This window comes from Flavobacterium sp. (genome assembly GCF_046296355.1).
In the GTDB taxonomy this organism is placed as follows: domain Bacteria; phylum Bacteroidota; class Bacteroidia; order Flavobacteriales; family Flavobacteriaceae; genus Flavobacterium.
The window spans coordinates 31,513-54,360 of the sequence record NZ_JBKBLM010000010.1 but is presented as its reverse complement, the minus strand read 5'-3'; the positions used below and the strand labels follow the sequence as shown (position 1 = coordinate 54,360).

Annotated in this window: 14 protein-coding genes; 3 read left to right on the top strand and 11 right to left on the bottom strand. The window is 34.1% G+C overall.

The window, feature by feature from the left end:
• Positions 1-12: 12 nt before the first annotated feature.
• Positions 13-3,069 (top strand): DNA polymerase III subunit alpha, encoded by a 3,057-nt coding sequence (locus tag ACK4HO_RS06245; protein WP_409664105.1) that lies wholly within the window; start codon positions 13-15, stop codon positions 3,067-3,069.
• Between the two features lie 2 nt (positions 3,070-3,071).
• On the top strand, positions 3,072-4,439 hold the full coding sequence (locus ACK4HO_RS06240) for an exonuclease domain-containing protein (RefSeq protein WP_409664102.1): 1,368 nt from the start codon (positions 3,072-3,074) through the stop codon (positions 4,437-4,439).
• Between the two features lie 11 nt (positions 4,440-4,450).
• Here ACK4HO_RS06240 and ACK4HO_RS06235 read toward each other — a convergent pair whose 3' ends face one another.
• The 10 genes from ACK4HO_RS06235 to ACK4HO_RS06190 all read right to left on the bottom strand — a co-directional run bounded on the left by ACK4HO_RS06235 (position 4,451) and on the right by ACK4HO_RS06190 (position 20,727).
• Positions 4,451-4,867: a hypothetical protein gene (locus ACK4HO_RS06235; RefSeq protein ID WP_409664100.1), complete on the bottom strand. Its 417-nt coding sequence runs from the start codon at positions 4,865-4,867 to the stop codon at positions 4,451-4,453.
• 153 nt (positions 4,868-5,020) lie between these two features.
• Positions 5,021-5,548, bottom strand: coding sequence for a hypothetical protein (locus ACK4HO_RS06230; protein WP_409664097.1), 528 nt, complete (start codon positions 5,546-5,548; stop codon positions 5,021-5,023).
• Between the two features lie 743 nt (positions 5,549-6,291).
• The gene (locus ACK4HO_RS06225) at positions 6,292-7,077 is read right to left on the bottom strand and encodes a toxin-antitoxin system YwqK family antitoxin (RefSeq protein ID WP_409664095.1); all 786 of its coding nucleotides are present in this window, start codon (positions 7,075-7,077) and stop codon (positions 6,292-6,294) included.
• Positions 7,061-10,546 carry a DUF6443 domain-containing protein gene (locus ACK4HO_RS06220; protein WP_409664092.1) on the bottom strand — a complete coding sequence of 1,162 codons (3,486 nt, stop codon included), beginning with the start codon at positions 10,544-10,546 and terminating at the stop codon, positions 7,061-7,063. The genes ACK4HO_RS06225 and ACK4HO_RS06220 overlap by 17 nt, the downstream gene beginning before the upstream one ends.
• A gap of 6 nt (positions 10,547-10,552) precedes the next feature.
• On the bottom strand, positions 10,553-13,864 hold the full coding sequence (locus ACK4HO_RS06215; RefSeq protein WP_409664089.1) for a hypothetical protein: 3,312 nt from the start codon (positions 13,862-13,864) through the stop codon (positions 10,553-10,555).
• 10 nt (positions 13,865-13,874) lie between these two features.
• Positions 13,875-15,629 carry a T9SS type A sorting domain-containing protein gene (locus tag ACK4HO_RS06210; protein ID WP_409664086.1) on the bottom strand — a complete coding sequence of 585 codons (1,755 nt, stop codon included), beginning with the start codon at positions 15,627-15,629 and terminating at the stop codon, positions 13,875-13,877.
• A gap of 276 nt (positions 15,630-15,905) precedes the next feature.
• Positions 15,906-17,186 (bottom strand): tyrosine-type recombinase/integrase, encoded by a 1,281-nt coding sequence (locus ACK4HO_RS06205; RefSeq protein WP_409664083.1) that lies wholly within the window; start codon positions 17,184-17,186, stop codon positions 15,906-15,908.
• A gap of 488 nt (positions 17,187-17,674) precedes the next feature.
• Complete coding sequence (locus ACK4HO_RS06200) at positions 17,675-19,090, bottom strand: MATE family efflux transporter (RefSeq protein WP_409664080.1); 1,416 nt, start codon at positions 19,088-19,090, stop codon at positions 17,675-17,677.
• Positions 19,091-19,153: 63 nt separating this feature from the next.
• Positions 19,154-19,681: an NUDIX hydrolase gene (locus ACK4HO_RS06195; RefSeq protein ID WP_409664077.1), complete on the bottom strand. Its 528-nt coding sequence runs from the start codon at positions 19,679-19,681 to the stop codon at positions 19,154-19,156.
• A 2-nt stretch (positions 19,682-19,683) separates the two neighbouring features.
• Positions 19,684-20,727: a GMP reductase gene (locus tag ACK4HO_RS06190; protein ID WP_409664074.1), complete on the bottom strand. Its 1,044-nt coding sequence runs from the start codon at positions 20,725-20,727 to the stop codon at positions 19,684-19,686.
• A 147-nt stretch (positions 20,728-20,874) separates the two neighbouring features.
• On the opposite strand from ACK4HO_RS06190, the gene ACK4HO_RS06185 reads away from it, so the two are divergent.
• A complete protein-coding gene (locus ACK4HO_RS06185; RefSeq protein WP_409664071.1) occupies positions 20,875-21,447 on the top strand; it encodes a pentapeptide repeat-containing protein in 573 nt (190 codons plus the stop codon).
• Positions 21,448-21,500: 53 nt separating this feature from the next.
• Here ACK4HO_RS06185 and glyA read toward each other — a convergent pair whose 3' ends face one another.
• Positions 21,501-22,775, bottom strand: coding sequence for a serine hydroxymethyltransferase (glyA, locus tag ACK4HO_RS06180; protein ID WP_187660467.1), 1,275 nt, complete (start codon positions 22,773-22,775; stop codon positions 21,501-21,503).
• Between the last annotated feature and the right edge of the window lie 73 nt (positions 22,776-22,848).

The window sequence follows — 22,848 nt, the reverse complement described above, 5'->3', positions numbered from 1 at the left end:
TCGTAATTAATTATGTATCTCAATTGCCATTCCTTCCACTCTCTTCGCTACGGTACCATTCCTTTACATGATTTGATATCACAAGCTGTAAATTATGGAGTTACGGCAATAGCATTGACTGATATAAATACTGTAACCGGCATTTATGATTTTATTAAAGCTTGCAAGGAAGTAAACATAAAACCATTAGTGGGTATTGACTTCCGTAACAATGGCAAACAGCTTTACATTGGTTTAGCTAAGAACAGAATTGGTATTGCTGAAATGAATCGTTTAGTAACTCAGCATAATTTTGAGAACACACCACTTCCGGAAAATGCTCCTGATTTTGAAAATGTATATGTCATTTATCCTTTAGATAATGTTCCTGATGAATTGAAAGAAAATGAATTTATTGGTTTCTGTGCAGAACAATTACCCAAACTGTATAATTACGTTTGGAAAAGAAAAATATCGAAAATGGTCGTATTACAACCTGTTACTTATCGGACCAAAAAAGAATTCAACCTCCATAAAATTCTAAGGGCAATAGACTTAAATATAATTGGTTCAAAATTAGCCGAAAATGATTATTGTAAACTTACTGAAGTTATGATTCCTTTAGAAAAGCTAATTGAAAAGTTTAGTGACTATCCACAACTTATTAAAAATACCCAAACCATTATAGCCGAATGCAATTTTGAGTATGATTTCTATTCTCCAAAAAACAAAAAACACTTTACCGGCAACAAACACGATGATATTAAATTACTAACTAGACTAGCCCAAGAGGGAATGATTCGACGTTATGGTGAGCATAATACAGAAGCAAAAGCAAGAGTTGAAAAAGAATTGAAAGTAATCAACGATTTAGAGTTCAGCGGCTATTTTCTAATTACTTGGGATATTGTTCAGTACAGTATTAGTAAAGGATTTTTACATATTGGTCGTGGCAGTGGTGCCAATAGCATCATCGCCTATTGTCTTGATATAACAAATATTTGTCCGTTAGAACTCGACTTGTATTTCGAACGCTTTTTAAACGTCAATCGCAAAACACCACCCGATTTTGATATTGATTGGTCATGGCGCGAACGAGATACTATCTTGACATATATTTTTAATAAATACGGTCGGGATCATGTAGCTTTTTGTGGCACCAATGTCGAATTTAAATACCGGTCCATTTTCCGTGAAGTGGGTAAAGTATTTGGCTTACCCAAAGAAGAGTTAGATATATTGGCCAAAAATCCAATGGTTAAACATCACAAAAATGAAGTGGTCAAAATGGTACAGGATTATGGCATGATGCTCGAAAAATACCCCAATCAAAGGAGTATGCACTCTTGTGGTATTATCATTTCAGAAGAACCGATAACCAATTTCACCGCTTTAGAAATGCCTCCAAAAGGTTTTCCAATAGTCCAATTTGATATGCATGTCGCAGAAGATATTGGTTTTGATAAATTTGATATTCTTAGCCAACGTGGTATTGGTCACATCGATGATACAATAAAGCTGATTAGAGAAAACCAAGGAATTGAAGTAGATATACGGGATACTTCAATTTCCAAAGACGAACAAACTTGTAACGAACTGTTAAGTCAAGGGAAAACCATTGGTTGCTTCTATATTGAAAGTCCTGCCATGCGTGGTTTATTAAGAAGATTAAAATGTGATAATTACAAAGTACTGGTAGCTGCTTCATCAATTATCCGTCCGGGAGTGGCGCAATCCGGAATGATGAAAGAATACATTTTCCGTCACAATCACCCCGACCGTTTCGAATATTTCCATGAGGTGTTTAAAGAACAATTAGGAGAAACCTATGGTATTATGGTATATCAGGAAGATGTAATCAAAATTGCTTTACATTACGGTGGACTTCCTGCTGCAGATGGTGATATTCTCCGACGCGCAATGAGTGGAAAAGGACGTTCAAAAGCTGCCTTGCAAAAAGTAAAAGACAACTTCTTTGAATCCTGTGCAAAAAAAGGGCATCCAGACCAATTGAGTCAGGAAATTTACAGACAAATAGAATCATTTGCAGGTTACTCTTTTTGTAAAGCTCATTCGGCATCCTATGCAGTCGAGAGTTATCAAAGTCTCTATTTGAAAACCTATTATCCAATAGAATTCATGACAGCAGTAATCAATAATTTCGGTGGCTTTTATCGAACTGAAGTTTACATCCATGAAGCCAAAATGTCTGATGCTAAAATCCACAACCCTTGTGTTAACAAAAGCGATTACCAAACTAAGGTATACGATAAAAACATTTACTTGGGATTTCAGCATTTAAAGAGCTTGGAATTCAAAACAGCAGAGCTATTGGTTAAAGAACGTGATGAAAATGGTACGTATCTATCATTAGAAGATTTTATCAATAGAGTGCCGATTGGTATTGAAGGCATCCAAATACTAATCTTCATTGGTGCCTTCCGATTTACAGGTAAACCCAAAAATGAATTACTGATAATCGCAAGATTGATTTTAATCAATTTCAAACCAGAGAATCGCAATCTAATGCTACTTCAGGAACCGGTCAGAGAATATAAATTGCCTGTATTGGAACGTTCCCCATTCGAAGATGCTTTCGATGAAATTGAGTTGCTTGATTTTCCTGTTTCAGTAACCCCTTTTACTTTACTGCAAACAAGATTCCGAGGAGATGTAATGGCGCGGGATTTGACCAAACACCATAAAAAAACAGTAAGGATGTTGGCCTATTTGATTTCTCGTAAACACGTTCCCACAAAAAGAGGTGATATGTATTTCGGTACTTGGATAGATGCTGAAGGAGAGTTTTTCGATACAGCGCATTTTACCGATTGCTTGCAAAAGTATCCATTCAAAGGTGGTGGATGTTATCTTCTGTTGGGTCAGGTGGAGGTCGACTACCACTTCCCTACAATCACAATATCAAAAATGGAGAAAATGCCTTTCATTCCTGATCCTCGTTATTCTGCTACAGATGAAAAGCGTTTTCAGACACAGCAGCAAATACGTGAAGATATTAGTATGACTCACAGGGCACCTTATCCGCAGGAACACGAAATAAATTTGCCCAGACAAAGAATGACACAATAAATATGAAAAAACAAGAATACGCAATTGTCGATATAGAAACCACTGGCGGAAATGCCGGTGGCAGTCGCATTACTGAAATTGCAATTATCATACATGACGGAACTCAAATAATAGACCGTTGGGAAACCCTTGTTAATCCTCAAAAGGAAATACCTCCTGCTATTTTTGCACTCACAGGAATCAATAACGAAATGGTTCGCAATGCCCCAATCTTCGATTTTATTTCAGAAAAAGTCCTAGAAATGCTTACCAACAGAATTTTTGTGGCACATAATGTCAATTTCGATTATTCATTCGTTCGTCATGAACTCGAACAAAGCGGCTTTAAATGGACTGCTAGAAAACTTTGTACCGTTCGAGCATCAAGAAAAATTATACCCGGTTTGCGTTCATACAGTTTGGGTAAGCTTTGCAATTCATTAGACATTCCATTAGTAAACCAACACCGTGCCGGTGGCGATGCAGATGCAACCGCAATACTATTTTCCCAATTATTGGAGTCAGACTATGAAGGTCAAATACCAAAAATGATAAAGAATACAGCCCAAGACCAGCGCTTGCCTCCCAACTTGCCACCACACGACTTTGAACAACTGCCTGAAAAACCGGGAGTTTATTATTTTCATAATCAGGAAAGAAAAGTAGTTTATGTAGGTAAAGCTGTAAACATAAAAAAACGGGTTGCTTCTCATTTTAGCGGACATAGTATCAAACCCCAAAGACAAAATTTCCTGCGTGATATATATGCAATCTCCTTTGAAGTATGTGCTACAGAATTCATGGCGCTGCTTTTGGAATGTACAGAAATAAAGAAGTTATGGCCAACTTATAACAGGGCACTTAAACGTTTTGACCCAAAGTATGGCCTTTATGAATATGAAGCCAGAAGTGGTTACAAATACTTGGCTATTGGTAAGCTGGTCAAATTTCAGTCTTGTATTGAATCCTTCAATAGTTTACATGAAGGAATAAGTTTTTTACGCAATCTTGCTGAACAATTTTCAATAGACAATAGATTTTGTCACTACGGCATTACCAATGAAGGAGAGCTTTTTGAAAAGGTAGAAACAACAGATTTACCCCATAAGAATGAGCACAATGAGAAAATCGAGAAAGCCATCTATCCTTTGAAAAATAACAGAACAAGTTTCGCAATAATTGATAAAGGAAGGTCCAAAGAAGAACGAAGTTGTATATGGGTTGAAAAGGGACACTTCTACGGAATGGGCTATATCACATCAGATATTGGATTTATAAATCCCGAAGAAATTAAAGAATTTGTTAGCAAATACCCAAGTAATAATTATATCATGCGTTTAATATCTTCTTATAAAGAAAAACATCCTTCCAAAATATTTCAAATAGAATAGACAATTATTAATTAGCATTCTGCAAAAACAGGCTTAGTAGGTACTTTTGGTCGCAAATAAATGCCTCCTCTTCCCTCTTCATCGCCATCTTTTATTTTTACCACTGATACACCAATACAAAAATTTCCGAGAGGTTCATTATTGACAGGATTAAAGGCAGAAAATATTATTTTCTCATTTGTTCCATTTTGTTGTAATCCAATATAGTGTTCTTGATAGCTTTTTTTGCACATACTTAGATATAATATGAAATCATACTGATCAACTAAAATATTGTCATCATCAAATATTGAAATATTTATTCTTAAATTGTCTGGACTTCCTTCACCCGGTATAAAATTCAAAAAGGCATAAGTGTCATTTTTAATTATAGGGTCAAGTCTAAATTGATTCCTTCCTTCACGGAGATAAGCAAAAATTGTCGTCATTATTATATTACTATGATTTGGTTACAAGTTGATAAAATATCCTGAGAACTATACTGGTAAATTAGGCATTTCCTATTTAGATTTCGTAGGCAAAATAATGGGATTTAAAACCCCATTATTTATCAAAATTATTAAATTCTAAGTTGATATTTCTCAATAGTCAGTATTTTTTAAAATCCTTTTCCTATCCTTAGTTTGTCCTTGATTATAGCGTTCAATTTTTTCTAATAACTCCTTCGGTAATTCAATTGGACCAATAGCAATTGTATATATAAGGTATTGCAATTTGTATTGATATGACTGCGAAATGTCATAGGAAGTCTGCCAATCAGTGTATTTACCTGTGAGTAAATCTAATTTTCTACTTTCTTTTTTTATTGAAAAAGTAACTCGGTATGGTTGCTTATCATTAGCAATTTCCATCGTCAGTGTTTCTTTATAGTCAGCACTTTCAGCATAGTATTCACAAAAACCTCTAGATTCGCTTTCTCTAATAACTTTTTGATATTCTTGGCTTCCAACAACATTCATTGCTTCAAAGAGTTTTGATTTCTCAACATCGTAGCCCTTATTCCAAACCACCGATTTTTGATAAGATTCAATTTGGTCCAACAATTCTCTTTTAGTTTGTGAATAAACCAAAGAAGTAAACAAAAACAAAATAATTTTAATTGAATTCATGATTTTGACTTATGTAACCCCAGTCCCAAAGAGTTTTTAAATTGTTATAAAAACAACAGCGTGGGACAAACTCTACACCCAACGCCGAAGGTACCGCCAAGTACCCGAAACATAGATAAGAGAAGCCCACGCATGACGGGAGCAGTTCACTTATTAATCTATGTTTCTTTTTGATGTTTGGCGGTTTCTCGGAGAAAGATTAATAGCTACGCTATTGATATGTTAAATGTTTTTTTTATTTCATGGATTGATTTATTTATTCAAAAGTAGCAAATTATAAGAAAAAGAAGGATTAATTTTAATAATAAATATTCAAAAAAATATTATCAAGAAATTCAAAATACTACTAAATTTTCAAAATATAATAACCAACCATAAAAATTTAATACTCTCAAAATTATTTGAAGTTTATTTAAGACAAATAAATTCATATTTAAATATTTTAAGATGTAATTACATTTAAAGTTTTACAGTCATTATTATTTATGGTCTATTAATTTAAATAGTTATCATTAGATTAAAAATAATTAATAATGCATCAAATTACAGTTGCACTTATTCCTTACAACTAGGTGTTGTTTTTGATCATTATATTCGTTTTACGATATTTTCAAACGTAAAAGGAGCGCATTAGTGCACTCCTTTTTGTTATTCATTTTTGAATGGTAATTTGATTTACAAATTGTTATGTAATTGAAAATGGTTCATCACTAACTTTGAAACATTACCGAACATTACCTACCTCAATTTACCATTACATCAAAAGATATTGTATCTTGAATTACAGTTTTTCTTTTATCATTAAATTCATATTTGACAATGCCTCTAATTGTATTTAGACCTTGCTTATTTGCAATCTCTGTTACATCAGTTTCAGTTGCTGGAGTTTTCTTTAAAACTCTTTTAACTTTTGAGTTATTTAACCCTAATGATTCTATAAAGAGACTTTGTTTCGAATTAGGAATATTTGCAATTAAATATTTGTACTTAATTGTATCTCCTACTTTTAGGTACTGGTTTTTTTCAATATTAAATTGCGCCTTATGCGAAAATTTGAATTGATAGGTTTCTATTATTGGATATCCATCATAATCTTTAACATTACCTTGTTCATCATAATTAATCACAAAGCAGGCTAATCCCTTGGGGTCATACAACGTATATCTCTTTACATTCCCATTAGCATAATATTTAGTACTTTCTTCTGCGATATTGGCGTTCTTCCTGTAAAAGATTGACTCTATTTTACCATTATCATAGTAATAAATACATTTTCCTTTAACATGTCCATTTACCATATTACCTTCTGCTATCTTAATTCCTTTTTCATTATAAGTGGTAAACTTTCCATGAAAAACAGTATCTCCGTTTCTAATAACATATTCAAGAGAATCTGTTCGTTTTGTGTCGGGAGAATAATGTTTTAAAACCAATTGTTTTTTATCGCTATCATAATAACATATTAATGTTATAGAAAAAATTAAAATTATTGCGATTACTAATAGTACTATTTTATTGCTTTTTTTCATCTTCTGTTTTTGGTCTACTAGAACGTTTAGTATTTTCTTTTGAGCCTTTAATATATGGTGAAACTACAGAATCATTTACAGAAGGTTTATCAATCTCTTCAACTATTTTTTCTGTAGCACTTGTGCCGTTATCTGCTGCATTAATTATATCATCCGCCTTATCTTCGGATGTGGGTTTTCCACCATTTGTCCCTTTATCCTTTGGTTTACTCGGACTTAAATCAAAACCGAATACTGTCAACAGCATATCCATCATACCTCCTAAATCAATCATCTTAAGATTTCTCACCCTTTCTGAATCAGAAGCTCGACTTTCACCTCCATCTGATAAAGCTATATTATCTTTACCTTCTGCGATTGGTTTAGACGACTTTATAGTTGAGACTGTTGTACCAGTTGATGAATTTACCTCAAGTATTCTATTAGCTCCGTATTTTTTCCCGGAATTCATACTAGTTGCTGTACCGTTTGAATTTAAAGTTAAAGCTTGTCCTGTACCTGCAACAACATTAGTAGTTCTCCCAATATTTTCATATCCTTTTATTGCTCCACTTCCATTAACAAATTTAATATTCCCATTTTTATCTTTATACCAATCCAAGGCTTCCATCCCGTCAGGGTCAATAAAATAAACTGGGTTATCCAATGCATAAGTATATGGTGACCATCTTCTTCCTTTTTCCGCCAGTGGGTCAATATTCATCCATCTACCAATAGCAGGGTCATAATTTCTTGCGCCATAGTCATACATGTTAAGCCCCAACTCGTCCTGATACTCTTTTCCATTGTACTTATAATTATACGCTTGTAATTCACCTAATGGAGTTGGTACAATGACTCCAACTTCGCCTTCAAATTCATATTTTCTCTTGTAAATATTGTAACTAGTATGTTTCAGCCCAAAAGGATAATAATGATTTTCCTCCATTAACTTTAAAGTCCCTGTATCATGGTCTAAACCATAAGAGGCTCTTACATTACCCAAATGGTCTGTGTAGTTATACACATGAAAAAACTTGTAATCTTGCGGTACATCTCCCACTACACTTACATAGCCCTCTGCTTGTGGGAAAAACTCAAGTTTTGCACTTCTATACTGAAACCCATCAAGATAATCAGTAACCATAAATTGAGGTCCCTGTACAACATTCTTTAATACTTTCTGCCCTGTCGCATTGTAAAAATAGTCAATTTTATCACCATTTAAAAACATTATTTGAACAGGTAAATTTAAATGATTGTATTTGATATTGGTAATGCCTTTATTGTCATCTGATATCATATTGCCATTATCATCATATCTATAATCACCATCATTTAGTAAATCATCTTTAAATCCTAATGTAGAATTAGTTAAATCCCTTACGGTAACCAATTGATTCTTTTTATCAGAGTCATATTCATATTTCAATTGGTCAATTTCAATAGCTTCTGAATAATTGGCAGAATCAAAATCTCCATTTCGTATCAAACTTGTGATATTTCCGGCTTTATCATACTCCAAATATTCATCATACATGTTTGTAACTTGCGAGGTATTATCTGGTCTTTGATAAAAAGCCTTTTTCAATCGGTTCAAGTCATCATACTGATAACCATATTTTCTTTTCACATTATCAGTACCTGTTCTCCAAAAAGTTTCTGAAATAATACCGTTGTATAAAGCTTTTACATCACCCCCTATTGTGTTTTCAGGCAAATCATAATTAATCTTAAAGGCAAATAAATCGTGATTAGGCGAATTAAAATCATTCAACTGGTCAACATCATTAATACTCTTTAGCCAGCCTCTGATGTTATAACGATAATCCACCTTTTGCAATCCGCCTAAATTAACCACATCAGGTCCGCCGACTCTTTTAGCAATCAATTGGCCAAGCTCATCATATTCATTCTTGACAATTAATTCTTCAGGTTGTTGATTAATTTTTTGTTTGTGAACTAGAAACCTATCTTGAGCACTATATTCAAACATGTCCTTTATACTAATCACTGCTGTATTATCCGTTCTTTTGTGATAAGTATTGGTAAATTCTGGTTTACCCATGAAGTCCAGTTTTGTATCTACTATGGTAGAACCATCCAAATAATTAGTTTTATGACTTCTTATCGCTCTGCCTTTTAAATCGTACAAAGTATAAGACAACTCAGCATTAGTGTTATTTGCATCATCCAATACCCTATTCCAACTTCCAGTGGCCAATGATTTAACATTGTCCAATACTGCTTGATCTTCAATCTCTGGTAGCGGATTTTGAGGTGGGTTGATATAAGTATAGGTGTCATAATAATTAACCGTCAATACTTTAAAATCTGTCGGATAAACATTGTTAGTATAACTCAGTGCAACCATATCAATGATGCTTCCCTGAGCACTAAATTGTTCTGACCAGTCTGTACCAATAGACACTTGAAATTGGTATCGCTTATCACTATCCACAGGAGCTTCCATCCAACCGGTATAAATTACCCTGCCAAAAGCATCATACTTGGTAATCATCCAACCCCATTCATTAGCTCCCCAAGGACTTTGAGCTGGACCTGTGGCTACTGGCATATTTTGGCTGTTATAGACAATATATTCCCACTGCTTACCCGGTAATTTCTTTTCAACCAGTCTATTTCTACAATCATATTTGTATTGATAACATATGTTTGCCAACACATCAATGTCAACTCCTTCATTAAAATTAACTAATGGTGGTAAAACATAAGTAAGGTTGCCATAATCATCATAAACATAATAAGTGTCATGAGCTACTTCTGTTTGTTCCTCAATATCAGCATACGTTCGTTTTAAAATGACACGACCTTCAAAGTCTTTAAACTCTTCTGTTGTATTATTAAGTCCTGCTATCCAATTCTCATCCTTGGTAATTGTTTTGTGCAATCGATTTTCAGTGTAAAAACCACCATTGAAAAAAATAATATCATACAAACCCTCACTATTAGGTGTAGTAATTACCTTTAATAACCTAACTTCTTCGATTCCATTGGTTTGATAGTCAAATTTTACTTCATGACCGCTTCCCATCTTCCAGGAGTCACCAGGAGCAGCTTGTTTGAAAACTCTATTGAGAGGAGAAGCTTCAAATTCCTTTTCACTAAATGGTGTATTAGTCAATTCCAATGTTGGAAATGAAAGACTCGAGTAATAAGAACCAACAGAGGCGTTTGTCAAACCCTGATAATCCAAACCAGTTCCCGATACTATAGGTAGATAATCCATTTTTTGTCTACCTAACTCATCATATTCTATATGAGTTACCATATTATTGCCTGTCGGCGACTGTTGATGGGCTATTTGTTGGATTGGCCTTCCCAGTCCATCAAAATAAGAAACTGAATGAACTGGATTACCTGCATTCTCCGCTCTATAAGTGGTTGTCTTTACATAATTTTGATTTGAACTCTGTCCTAAAGCAAAAACTGGAAACAATACAATTATATATATAAATATCTTTTTCATCTTGGATTAGTTTTGAGTTTTGTAATGATATTGGTTCTCTGAAATAGGATTTCCTTGATTATCATAAACTCGGAAAAGTCTGCCAAAATCATCGTACTCGAAATTGGTTACATCACACTTTGGATCAACTACTTTCAACAATTTATTTGTCAAAGAATCGTACTTATATGAAGTTACCATACACGTTGGATATAATTCTTGATAAAAACAATCTCCTGAATTAACTAAACCATCATCAATTATAAAGCTTGTGTCGTAGTTTTCAATTTTATAAATTACTTGTTGATTTGTATTATAAATGTACTTAACCAAGGTTCCGTTTTCTTTTTTCAAGAGCGTTGGGGAACCACTAAAATTATAACTCAAAATTTTAACTCTATCTGTTAAACTATTATTGCTTTTACTAGCTTGAATAGAAGTTGGTAAAATATTACCGCTGAAATTCGCGTAGACCTTTTGTTTAGCTTCCATTAAAGTATTCTCAATATAATTTTCACTCCTAATAATTTCAGAAAGATTATGTTTACCAACTTGTAAATTGTTAATCAAACTCACTTGATTTGTAGATAGATTACTTAATAAAGGAGCATCTGAGGGATAAAAAAGCATAGTTTTAATTGTTTCTCCTTTACTATTTTCTGTCGTAATAATGCTTGGCAGACTAACCTTATCATCTGAAAAAGTATAATTGGTGTTTTTTTCAACTTCATTTGAAAAATCATTACCAAAATACTCTGTTTCTTTTGTAGAAAGCAATCTATATTTATAAGAATTGGTATTATACAGGAAAAACATTTTATTTATATATTGGTTGAGTGGAGTGACTGCAAAATCAAAAGTTTTTATATTAAACCCTTGCTCGTAAATAGTACCCTCATAAAAATAGCTTTTCTTGTTTATAGTTTTTAAATTACTGTTAAAAATTTGCTCTTCTTTCAATACACTATTTTGATAAGAATCATTATTCCCTGCATCAATAGCATTCATTGTATTACCTATATAATCCAGTGTAAACAAACCTTCAAATGGACAATCTCTGGAATAATTATAAAATGTTGGCGGATGATCATAATACTTGATAAACTCCATTTGCTTGCCTCCTTTTTCAAAATTATCACCTCCATAACTGATAGTGATATAATTGTATATAAACTGATTATTAAAAGAATTAAATATATTTTTTACGCTACTTGTACTTAGATTGTATAAATTTATCAAAGGAAGGTGCTCACCATTGGCATTTGGTATGTACGTTTGGTATACAAAATTAGTATGAAACTGAAATGATTCAACGGTAAGATTTAATCTATTATTGTAATAATATCTAATCAAATTTTCGTTTGATCCTCCATCAGATGTTCTAACTCTTTTAACTCTCAATCCGGGAGAATATTCTGGCCTTGTTCCATTGGGAATACTTAGGTCAGCGATGCCCCTGAGGGAATTTTGATTGTTTTGATAATTTTGATTATTACAATTATGAGAATCAGCGCAATTTAGAATCATTGAAAATTTAAAAGTATAGGAACCTGGAGTTAGGCTTAGATTCACTTCTCCATTTTTTATCGCATTGTTATGTTCTCCTTGATTTATGGTAAATGTCTCAGAATATTCAGGACCGTTGTATTTGAAGGCAGTTACTTTTGCAACTACATTATGTGAAAAATTACCGTTAATTGCTATATTAAATCTGACATTTATCGTTTTATTTTCACTTAAAATTAAAGGCCCATCTCCACCATCCGAGTGATAAATTCCTTCTGAATAAATATTTTGATTAAATGAGCTAACATGAGGAGAGGATTCGCTATTAGAGTACTCATCTCTATACCTTACTGATAAGTAATGATTTTCGATTACATCTACTTCGCCTTTGTACGGTAGCTCATATTCAAATTCTGAATACCCCCCAGTTGGGTAGACTATTTTTTTTAACGATCCGGTTTTACTAAAATATTCACTAGCATTTCTATTAGCTAAACCAAATTGACAATTCTCGTTTAGTAGCATGAAATTGGTTCTCGGCAATAATGTCGTATTACTAGTTTGTCCATTGTAAAACCCCATCAGGTCTTGAGCAAATGAATCTTTACTTGGTAAATCTTCCGGTCTCTCATATTCAAGTTCATAATCACTAATCTTGATGTTTTCTTTATCATAATATGTTACATTTTCTAAAAAAAACTTTTTCTCACTGGGAATATCCTCATTGTCAATCGTAAGATAATTTAATGCCACCTTTTTCAAAAGAGTCGCATTACTCTTTAGTTCTAATGAATTCAATTTTACCATTCTGTTATGAAGTCCATAAGATGAAGTGTTGAATACAACTTTTAAATCATTGAATGTATTTGATATTTCTGTCAATCTTACAAGATTTTGGACATCAGACATTAAAATCTTTACTTGTTTATTACAGGGAACTTGCATTGGATACGAAATTGATGCACTTTCTTGCACTCCAATATTATATTGAAAATCAGAAGTAGTATCATAATTTTCATAATGAAAATCTACACTCCCACCGGTTAAATAACTAACTTTATACAAGTAAAAGGAATTTTGAACATGTGGAACTGCGGCAATTGATCCGGCACCATTATTTACTACTACACTTGATGATTCTGACCCATTTGGTCCTCCAAAAAAATAAGAGTTCCCATCAGGAGTTTTGATTAAAAAAATACTTTGGTTATCCGGAAGCAATTGAAAACTCACAGAAATCTCTTTGTCATATTTTATTAAATGCACTTCATTATTTACATCCAAATAAAAACTACCCGAATACCCTAAAAAATTATAATTAAAAATATCCATTTCCGAATCAGTATGGGAAAATGTTAAACTTTTTAAATAGGTAAACCAATCTGAACTAGTATCAAAATCACAATAAGGATTTGAATTCATAATTACGCCATAGGCTCCATCTAAATTATCTAAATACTCCTCTGATACATATTTTCTATGTACAGTAGGGGTTAATTCATCGGGCAAATCTATAACTGTCCTTGTAATAACACCTCCCGGATTTATATTCCAATTAATCCCAACCCACGTTGGGTCTTGATTTACCCTTACTCCATTTCCGGAATAATTTAAACTTAAAGGAATTGAAAATTTCCCGGCATCATATTCAAATACAGGTATAGAAGGTGAAATTAATCCCGTTGACTCATTAACTTGAATTTCACCATACTTACCTAAATTACTAGTAGTTGGTGATTGAGGAGATAAAACTGGTAAATCTGTACTGATTTCTTGAGCGTAACCACTTATCAAACACAATAATGTTACTGTTGTAAAAAATAAATATTTCATTTTGTTTCTTTTAATTTTTATTTCTTCCTTTTACTATTTTAACCCCATCACTCTGTTTATCCGTTTTAATATTTACGATATAAATCCCGTCAGGTAATCCTTTTAAATCTATAGGCACAGTTCTGTCAGTAATCTCAAACTGTTGCAATACATGCCCAGCCAAATCAACTAACGTAGCTGTTCCTTTATTGAAATCATAACCTACAATAACATTAGTATAATCCGTCGCAGGATTTGGAATGGCTTCAACCGGTTTCTTATCTGCTTTTGGCTTTTGTTTGTCTTTCAACTTTACAACCCAAAAATCATTACTGCCAATATCGCTGTTTTTGTTGTCAGAGATTTTACCTTTGCTCGTTCCGGCCATTAAATAGCCACCGTCTCTGGTTTCTGCAACTTTCTTCAAGATATCCTGCCCTTGGCTGCCAACACTTTTTCGCCAAATTTCTTCCCCTTTCTCAGTAATCTTCAAAGCAACATAGTCATCAGTTCCTGCTTTAACTTTTTGTTCGATATCTGCACTGCTAGGCTTGCCTTTTAAACTACTAATCTTTTTTAAGGGTGCTTTTCTTTTAACCGCTTCACCTTTAGCATATCCCCCAAGTAAAATGGTTTTATCACCATTTTCAATCAGGGAAGTCAACACATCCACTTTCCCAATATTATATGTCTCTTGCCAGAGTATATTAGCCTCTTTATCTATTTTTAGTACCCAAAAGTCCGTCCCGCTTTCATTACTGCTTCTCTTATCCTCACCACTTTCTGAGTTTGAATTACCGCCTAAAATACAGCTACCATCAGCAGTTGTTCGCACCACATACAATTGGTCATCACCCTTCCCGCCTATTGTCTTTTGCCACTGCTCATTACCATCCTTGTCCAGTTTAACTATCCAATAATCACTCTGACCTATATTTTTTTGAATTTTAGTACCGCTATCTGTTGAGTTTGAACTGCCTCCCAATAAATAGCCTCCTTCATCAGTCAAGGTTATGCTTCTGAGTTCATCGTTGTAATTCCCTCCGAAAGTATGTTGCCAAACAAGGTCGCCTCTAACATCTAACTTCAAAACCCAATAGTCCATGCCACCAAAACTATCTTCTGTCTTATCGCCTGATTTTTCCGAATTACTCGAACCGCCTACTATAAAACCTCCGTCTTTGGTCTTTAAAACAACTGTCAATTCATCCTGCCCTAAACCGCCTATAGTCTTTTGCCATTCTTCTCCACCTTTAGCATTGAGTTTAATAATCCAAAAATCTGATACTCCTTTTCCACTTTGCCTTTTATCCAAACCTTCAGCAGAGTCCGAGGAACCACCCAACAAAAATCCGCCTTCATAAGTAAGTACAACACTTCTCAGTTTGTCTTGCCCTGAACCTCCAAAACTCTTTTGCCAGTCCAATTCTCCTTTTTCATCCATTTTCCATATCCAGTAATCTAAATCACCACGGCTATCCTCAGTTTTATTTCCAGTCTTTTTAGATAAAGAACTACCGGCCAATAAGAAGCCGTAATCAGTTGTAGGAACTACGTCAAATAAATAATCGGCTTGTTTACCACCATAGCTCTTTTCCCAAAGAATGTCTTGGGCACTAAGTGATGTTAATCCTGATAAAAAAAAGCAACAGACTAGAAGTCGATGTTGCAATAGCATATTTTGTGTCATAATAAAAAGGTTGTTAGGTTCATTTTGCCAATTTAAATAAGTCTTATTAACTTTAGGTACACTAAAAGTGTATATTTTGTAAATTTTTTTTTTCAATTTCAACAATTAAATCCATAAAAAAAATCCCCACTAATAGGGATTTTTTTTATGGATTATGATGTAAAAAGATTACAATTAGCTTGATTTTGCCGAAATTAACAATGACAAGTTTATAAAAAAATTGATTTTTAAATCATTTTTCATTTACCAAGATTATTATTTAGCAAAGGATTCCGAAAGCAGTTAAACAACATTTTCATAATACAAAGTGAAAATAATTGACAATTAATTATTCAAATTAAAATTCATTTATGCCACATTATTTTGATTGGATTAATTGAAAAATGCATGCTTTGCGATTCTTTTGGCATTCTCAGTTTTTTCAACTTTTACATAATTCATAAATACTTTTTCAGATTTATGTCCGCTTATGGCCATAATATCTTGAATTGGCATTCCTGATTTATATGCATTGGTACAAAATGAACGTCGAGCCGTATGAGAAGAAACTAGTTTGTATTTTGGTAATTCATATTCGATTTCATTTCCACCCTCAGTTCGTCTTAAAACATGAATATTTGTTATTTTAGCTCTTTTGCAAATACACTTAATATGCTGATTAATTAAATTTTGATGCATGTAAACTGGTAATTTACCATTCCTTTTTTTTAATATCTCTAGAACAATGCTATTAAGAGGAATTACAACGCTATTTGAAGTCTTTTGTTGTCTAATACTAAAATATTTATAACCATCTTGTACATATATTTGATTAGACTTTTTAAGTAAACCCAATAAGTCTGAAATCCTTAATCCGGTAAAGCTACCAATTAGAAATATATCTCTTATGTTGTCTAATTCATCATCTGTAAGAGTCAGCGAATTAATTTTACCAAGTTCTTCAATAGATAAATACACATGGTCAATTTCTTCAGTTAATTTTGAAAAATATTGCTTCTTAAATTCATTGTTTGAATGGATTCCTTCATCATAAGCATAACCTAAAATTGTCTTTAACTTCTGTATTATTGTTCCAATATAATTTTTTGAATAATTTTTTTCTGTTAAAAACCTGATGTAATTGTTGTAAAAATCTCGATTACAGTCATGAAAAGAAAATTTATTTAGACCTTTTGAATTAATATACTCTTGCAATCTTGTTAGTCCGGACCTATAAGTTTTTATAGTTCCTTTTGTCAATTTTTTATTGGTATAAGGGCTGTTGTTTTCTGAATAAAATTTCAAAAACCATTCATAATAATCAATTAAAGTTCTCTTTTGTACATTATCAATTTCAGTAGATACATGCTTCTTTTTTTTAAATAATTGGTCCATAAACTTTTGAATAGATAATTCTGAAACCTCAGATTCTCGCGCAACTAGCATAAATTTATTGAAACTGCTTATAGCTTCCGACAAAATCGTATTAATTTCCGCGGCATTTGGAACTGAAGATGGCAATTTTAATTGTTCCTTTTTATCATCCCATGATTTAGAATTTAATATTGAATATCCTGTTGAAGTTCTTAACCTAATATTTAAATAGGCGTCACGATATTCAAAATTAATTGAATAACTTTTAGTGCTTTTTCTGAGATAAAATCTTGTTTTCATTTGTGGCTCATTTTGTTTTTTGAAATTAAATTTTAATAATTTTGTGTCAAAATTTTGTGCCTCTTTTTGTGTCCATTTGGTGGTCGTTGAGTCCACTAATGTCTACATGAAGCTAAAATTTAGTTCAAAAAAGCCAATGAAAACGTCGAGATCGACGTAAAAAGGTATAAAATATTGACCTAACTGTTGAACAGTCGAGGTCACGAATGAATGCATTCAAACAAAAAAAACGACAAGTTTACTTGATCGTTTTTTTTGTTTTAATGCATTATCAAAGCGGAGCTTTGATGGATGCACGAAGTGAATCCTCTACCTTCATTACCACAAGTTTACTTGATCATTTTTTTGTTTTTTATAGCATTATCAAAGCGGAGCTTTGATGGATATTGCGAAGCAAAATCAGTTTGTTATATAACCCATTATTTAAGAATGCACGAAGTGAATCCACTACAGTTTACTTGATTGTTTTTTTTTGTTTGAATGCATTATTAAACCTCCACCGTCTTCCACTTCCCTTTTTTGAAATAATAAAAAGCCAATAAAGCTAAAACCGTTTCAGCAGAAGGAATCGCTATAAAAGCACCCAACGGACCGAGTTTAAGATAAACGGCAAGAAACCAAGCCAATGGAATTTGTATCATCCAAAAACAAACGATGTTAATCCATGTTGGCGTTTTGGTATCTCCCGCGCCATTCAAAGCTTGTATCATCACCATTCCAATGCCGTAGAAAACATAACCCAATCCGATGATTCGCAGTGCCTGACTTCCATAAGCCAAAATCACTTTGTCGGCTGTATAAAAACTAATGATTAATTCGGAGAAGCAAACAAAGATTAAAGTCACAAAACTCATAAAAATGATATTGTATTTGGTGGTCAATAAAACACTTTTTTGAGCACGTTCAGGTTGTTTGGCACCTAAATTTTGCCCAACTAAAGTCGCAGCCGCATTACTTAATCCCCAAGCCGGTAAAATAAAGAAAACCACATTTCTAATTGCAATTTGATAACCGGCACTAGCATCCGTACTTCCGGTGACTGAAACGATATAAGTCAAGACAATCCAACTACCGCTTTGGATAAAAAACTGCAACATAGCGGGTGTGGAAATGCTCAACAAAGATTTGATTATTTCGAAATTAGGCTTGAAATAAGTGTTGTAGATTTTAATCGTTCTACTTTTGGCAAACAAATGATAGCATTGATAAATTACTCCGGTTGTTCTACCTATTGCTGTGGCAACAGCGGCGCCAACCAAACCCAGTTCCGGAAAAGGTCCGTAACCGTAAATGAGCAGCGGACACAAAATGATATTGATAATACTCGCTAACCAAAGACTTCTCATCGCCATTGCAGCATCTCCGGCACCTCTAAATATTCCGTTAATCAAAAACAGTAAAATAATGGCGGGACTACTGGCAAAAATGATTTGGGCAAAAGCAGTTCCTTCTTTAATAACTTCGGGTTGTGCCCCCATTAAGGCTAAAATATCCGAAGCAAAATAAACACCTAAAATAGCCACAAGGATTGCCACAATAATGGAAACTGCGATTGCCTGCGCTCCTGATTTAGAGGCTTCTACTAAATCTTTCTCCCCAACACGTCGGGCTACAATGGCTGTGGCACCAACATTCAAACCAATTCCGAGAGTATAAACCAATGAAATTACAGCTTCAGTCAAACCAACAGTAGCAACAGCCACATCAGCATTGGGCAAGTGACCCACAAAATAAATATCCACGACGGCAAACACTGATTCCAAACTCAATTCCAAAATCATCGGTATAGCCAGTAAAAGGATAGCCGTTTTTACGTTGCCTTGCGTATAATCATGTTCTTCTCCTTTGAGTGATTGCTTGATTAGCCGAAAAAGTGTGGTGATTTTATTTGGATTGGATGACATTCTGAAAGGATTAGTTTATTCAAAAATAACATTTTTTAGTACAAAAAAACCAACGAAAATGGCTTATTCCAAAAGATATCGTTCTTGAATCACTTTTCGGATGGATACAAAACCTATGACATCCAAATCGATTTGGTTTCTTTTAATCCAAATTAGGTCTTTGATTTCCTCTTCTGCAGTAATGGAGATATTGTTTGAATCCAATTCGCATTCGTAAAAAATATCCATCGTTCTGTAGGCAACGTTTTTGTACAAATAATTATTCGGGGAAGTAGTAACATACTTGAGCGCTTGTGGTGAAATATCTAACCCTATTTCCTCCTTGATTTCCCGACAAGCTGCTTCTTCGGCAGTTTCACCCGGATCAATAAATCCACCGGGTAAATCGAGTTTACCTTTGTCAGGTTCGGCGTTTCTTACCGTAAACAAAACTTTGTCTTCATAAGTAAATACAATCGCCACTGCTGCCGCTATGTTATGGTACAATACAAAATCACAAATATGACAGTTGAACTTGAAATTGTTATTATATTCAATATCCTGCGAACCACAATGGGGACAAAATTTAAAAAAGGCTGTTCCGTCTGTCATCTTTATAATTTACCGAAAACGGTATTTTCTTGTTCAGTTACTCTAATAAAAGTAGTTCGTTTAGTAAGTTCTTTTAATTTGGACGCTCCAACATAAGTACAAGTACTTCTTATGCCTCCCAAAATGTCATGAAGTGTTTCGATTACATCACCTTTAAAAGGAACTTGAACTGTTTTGCCTTCACTCGCACGGTAATCGGCAACACCGCCAACGTGTTTGTTCATCGCAGTTTCAGAACTCATGCCGTAGAACTGCTTGAACTTTTCTCCTTCTACTTCAATCAGTTTGCCACCACTTTCGGTATGTCCGGCCAACATGCCGCCGAGCATTACAAAATCGGAACCCGCACCAAAAGCTTTTGCCACATCACCCGGAATCGCACAGCCACCATCGCTGATGATATGTCCGCCCAAACCGTGAGCCGCATCGGCACATTCAATAATAGCAGACAATTGCGGATAACCAACACCAGTTTTGACTCTGGTGGTACAAACCGAACCCGGACCAATGCCCACTTTAATAATATCAGCACCTTCCAGTAAAAGTTCTTCGACCATTTCGCCTGTCACTACATTACCGGCAATGATGACTTTATCCGGAAATTGTTTTCGCGCTTGACGCAGAAACTCCACAAAATGTTCCGAATAACCATTGGCCACATCAATACAAAGAAAATTCAGTTGTGGATTCTGAGTAAATATTTCTACTATCTTTTTGAAATCACTTTTACCGGTTCCCGTGCTAACGGCGATGTAATCGGCAATTTCGCTTGGTGCACTTTTCAAGAAATCATTCCATTGCGCTACTGTGTAATGTTTGTGAATGGCGGTAAAGAGTTTTTCTTTGGCTAAAGCCAATGCCATTTCGAAAGTGCCAACGGTATCCATATTGGCTGCCATAATCGGTACACCTATCCAAACGTGCGTGCTGTGCAGAAATTTAAATTCTCTTTCCAAAGACACTTGAGCTCTGCTGTTTAAAGTGGAGCGTTTTGGTCGTATCATCACATCTTTAAAGCCCAATTTCAGATCGGTTTCAATTCTCATAATTCAAATTTTTCATTACAATCAAATGTATTGTTTTTCCGTCTTGGGTAATCGTAAAATATCATTTTTACAGTCTAAAATTTATCAACAATTGTTCGTAAGCCATTGCGATTTAATTTAGTAGTTTTACACACCAATAAATCACTTATGCATTCAGATTATATAGCAGACCAGGAATTCAGAAACGAGGTTTTTAATGATGTCAATACCAAATTCAAAGAGTTTGATAACTGCACGTTTTACAACATCGACTTCACCGATTGCACCTTCCAAACGGTAACTTTTGTCGATTGTAATTTCTTTGATTGTAATTTTAAAGACACCAAAATCAATTATGTTTCTTTGCGCGGTGTTTGGTTTACCAAATGCAATTTTACGAATGTCAATTTTGCGATGACAGACCAAGTAATTTTTGAGTTTCACTTCAAGGATTGTTTGTTGGATTATGCCCAATTCTACGCCTTGAAGATGAAAAAAATGCAATTCATCAACTGCAGTATGATAGCCGTCGATTTTATGGCGAGTGATTTAACCGAAGTTTTATTCGACAATTGTAATCTGCGAAGAGCTGTTTTTATTGACACTATTGCTAATAAAGCAGATTTTTCAACGAGTTATGATTATGCTTTCGATCCTGAAAAGAATAAAATTAAAAAGGCGATTTTCTCGACTGATGGTTTGAAAGGATTGTTGCAGAAATATGATATCGTCGTAAAATAAAAAACCTCCAAAAGCGAACTCTTGAAGGTTTTATATTAAATATTTTGAAGCGATTAATAAACGAAAATCGCTCTTTCGCTCATCATATCGTTTACCTCGTCTCCGATTTCAGCTAATAATTCCTCATTAGTTGAATTCATCAACACTCTGTCGATTAAATCAACAATCGTTTCCATATCACTTTCGACTAAACCACGAGTCGTAATAGCAGGAGTTCCAACTCGAATTCCTGAAGTTACAAACGGTGATTTGTCATCAAACGGCACCATGTTTTTGTTTACAGTAATTTCGGCTTTGCCCAAAGCAATTTCGGCATCTTTACCGGAAATATTTTTGTTTCTTAAGTCGATTAACATCATGTGATTGTCTGTTCCGCCTGAGATTAAATGGTAACCTCTTTTTACGAAAGCTTCCGCCATCGCTTTGGCATTTTTTTGCACTTGCATCGCATAAGCAAAGAACTCATCTGATAAAGCTTCGCCAAATGCTACTGCTTTTGCGGCAATAATGTGTTCCAATGGACCGCCTTGATTTCCCGGGAAAACCGACATGTCTAAAACGTGTGACATCATTCTGATTTCTCCTTTTGGTGTTGTTAAACCCCATGGATTTTCGAAATCTTTCCCCATCATAATCATTCCGCCTCTTGGTCCGCGTAAAGTTTTGTGCGTTGTAGTTGTAACGATATGACAATGTGGAATTGGATCATTCATCAAACCTTTTGCAATTAAACCGGCAGGATGTGAAATATCAGCTAATAATAAAGCACCAACGCTATCCGCAATTTCTCTGAAACGTTTGAAATCCATGTCACGAGAATACGCTGAAGCGCCTGCGATAATCATTTTCGGTTGCTCTTTGGTTGCGATTTCTTGAATCTTATCATAGTTTAATACTCCGGTTTCTTGTTCTACACCATAAAAACTTGGCGAGTACAATTTTCCTGAAAAATTTACAGGAGAACCGTGAGTTAAGTGACCACCGTGAGATAAATCGAATCCTAAGATTTTATCGCCCGGTTTTAAACAAGCTGCAAAAACAGCCGTGTTTGCTTGAGAACCTGAGTGTGGTTGAACATTAACATATTCGGCACCGAATAAAGCTTTCGCTCTGTCGATGGCGATTTGCTCAATCACATCTACTACTTCGCAGCCACCATAATATCTTTTGCCCGGATAGCCTTCGGCATATTTATTAGTCAATACAGAACCAGCTGCTTCCATCACCTGATCACTTACAAAGTTCTCAGAGGCAATTAGTTCAATTCCGTGAATTTGTCTTTCTTGTTCTTCAAGAATTAAGTCAAAAATTTGTTCGTCGCGTTGCATTTGAAATTATTTCGTTAAATTGAGGTCAAAATTACAAAAATCGTTTGTTAAATTAATAGTTAATGATATATTT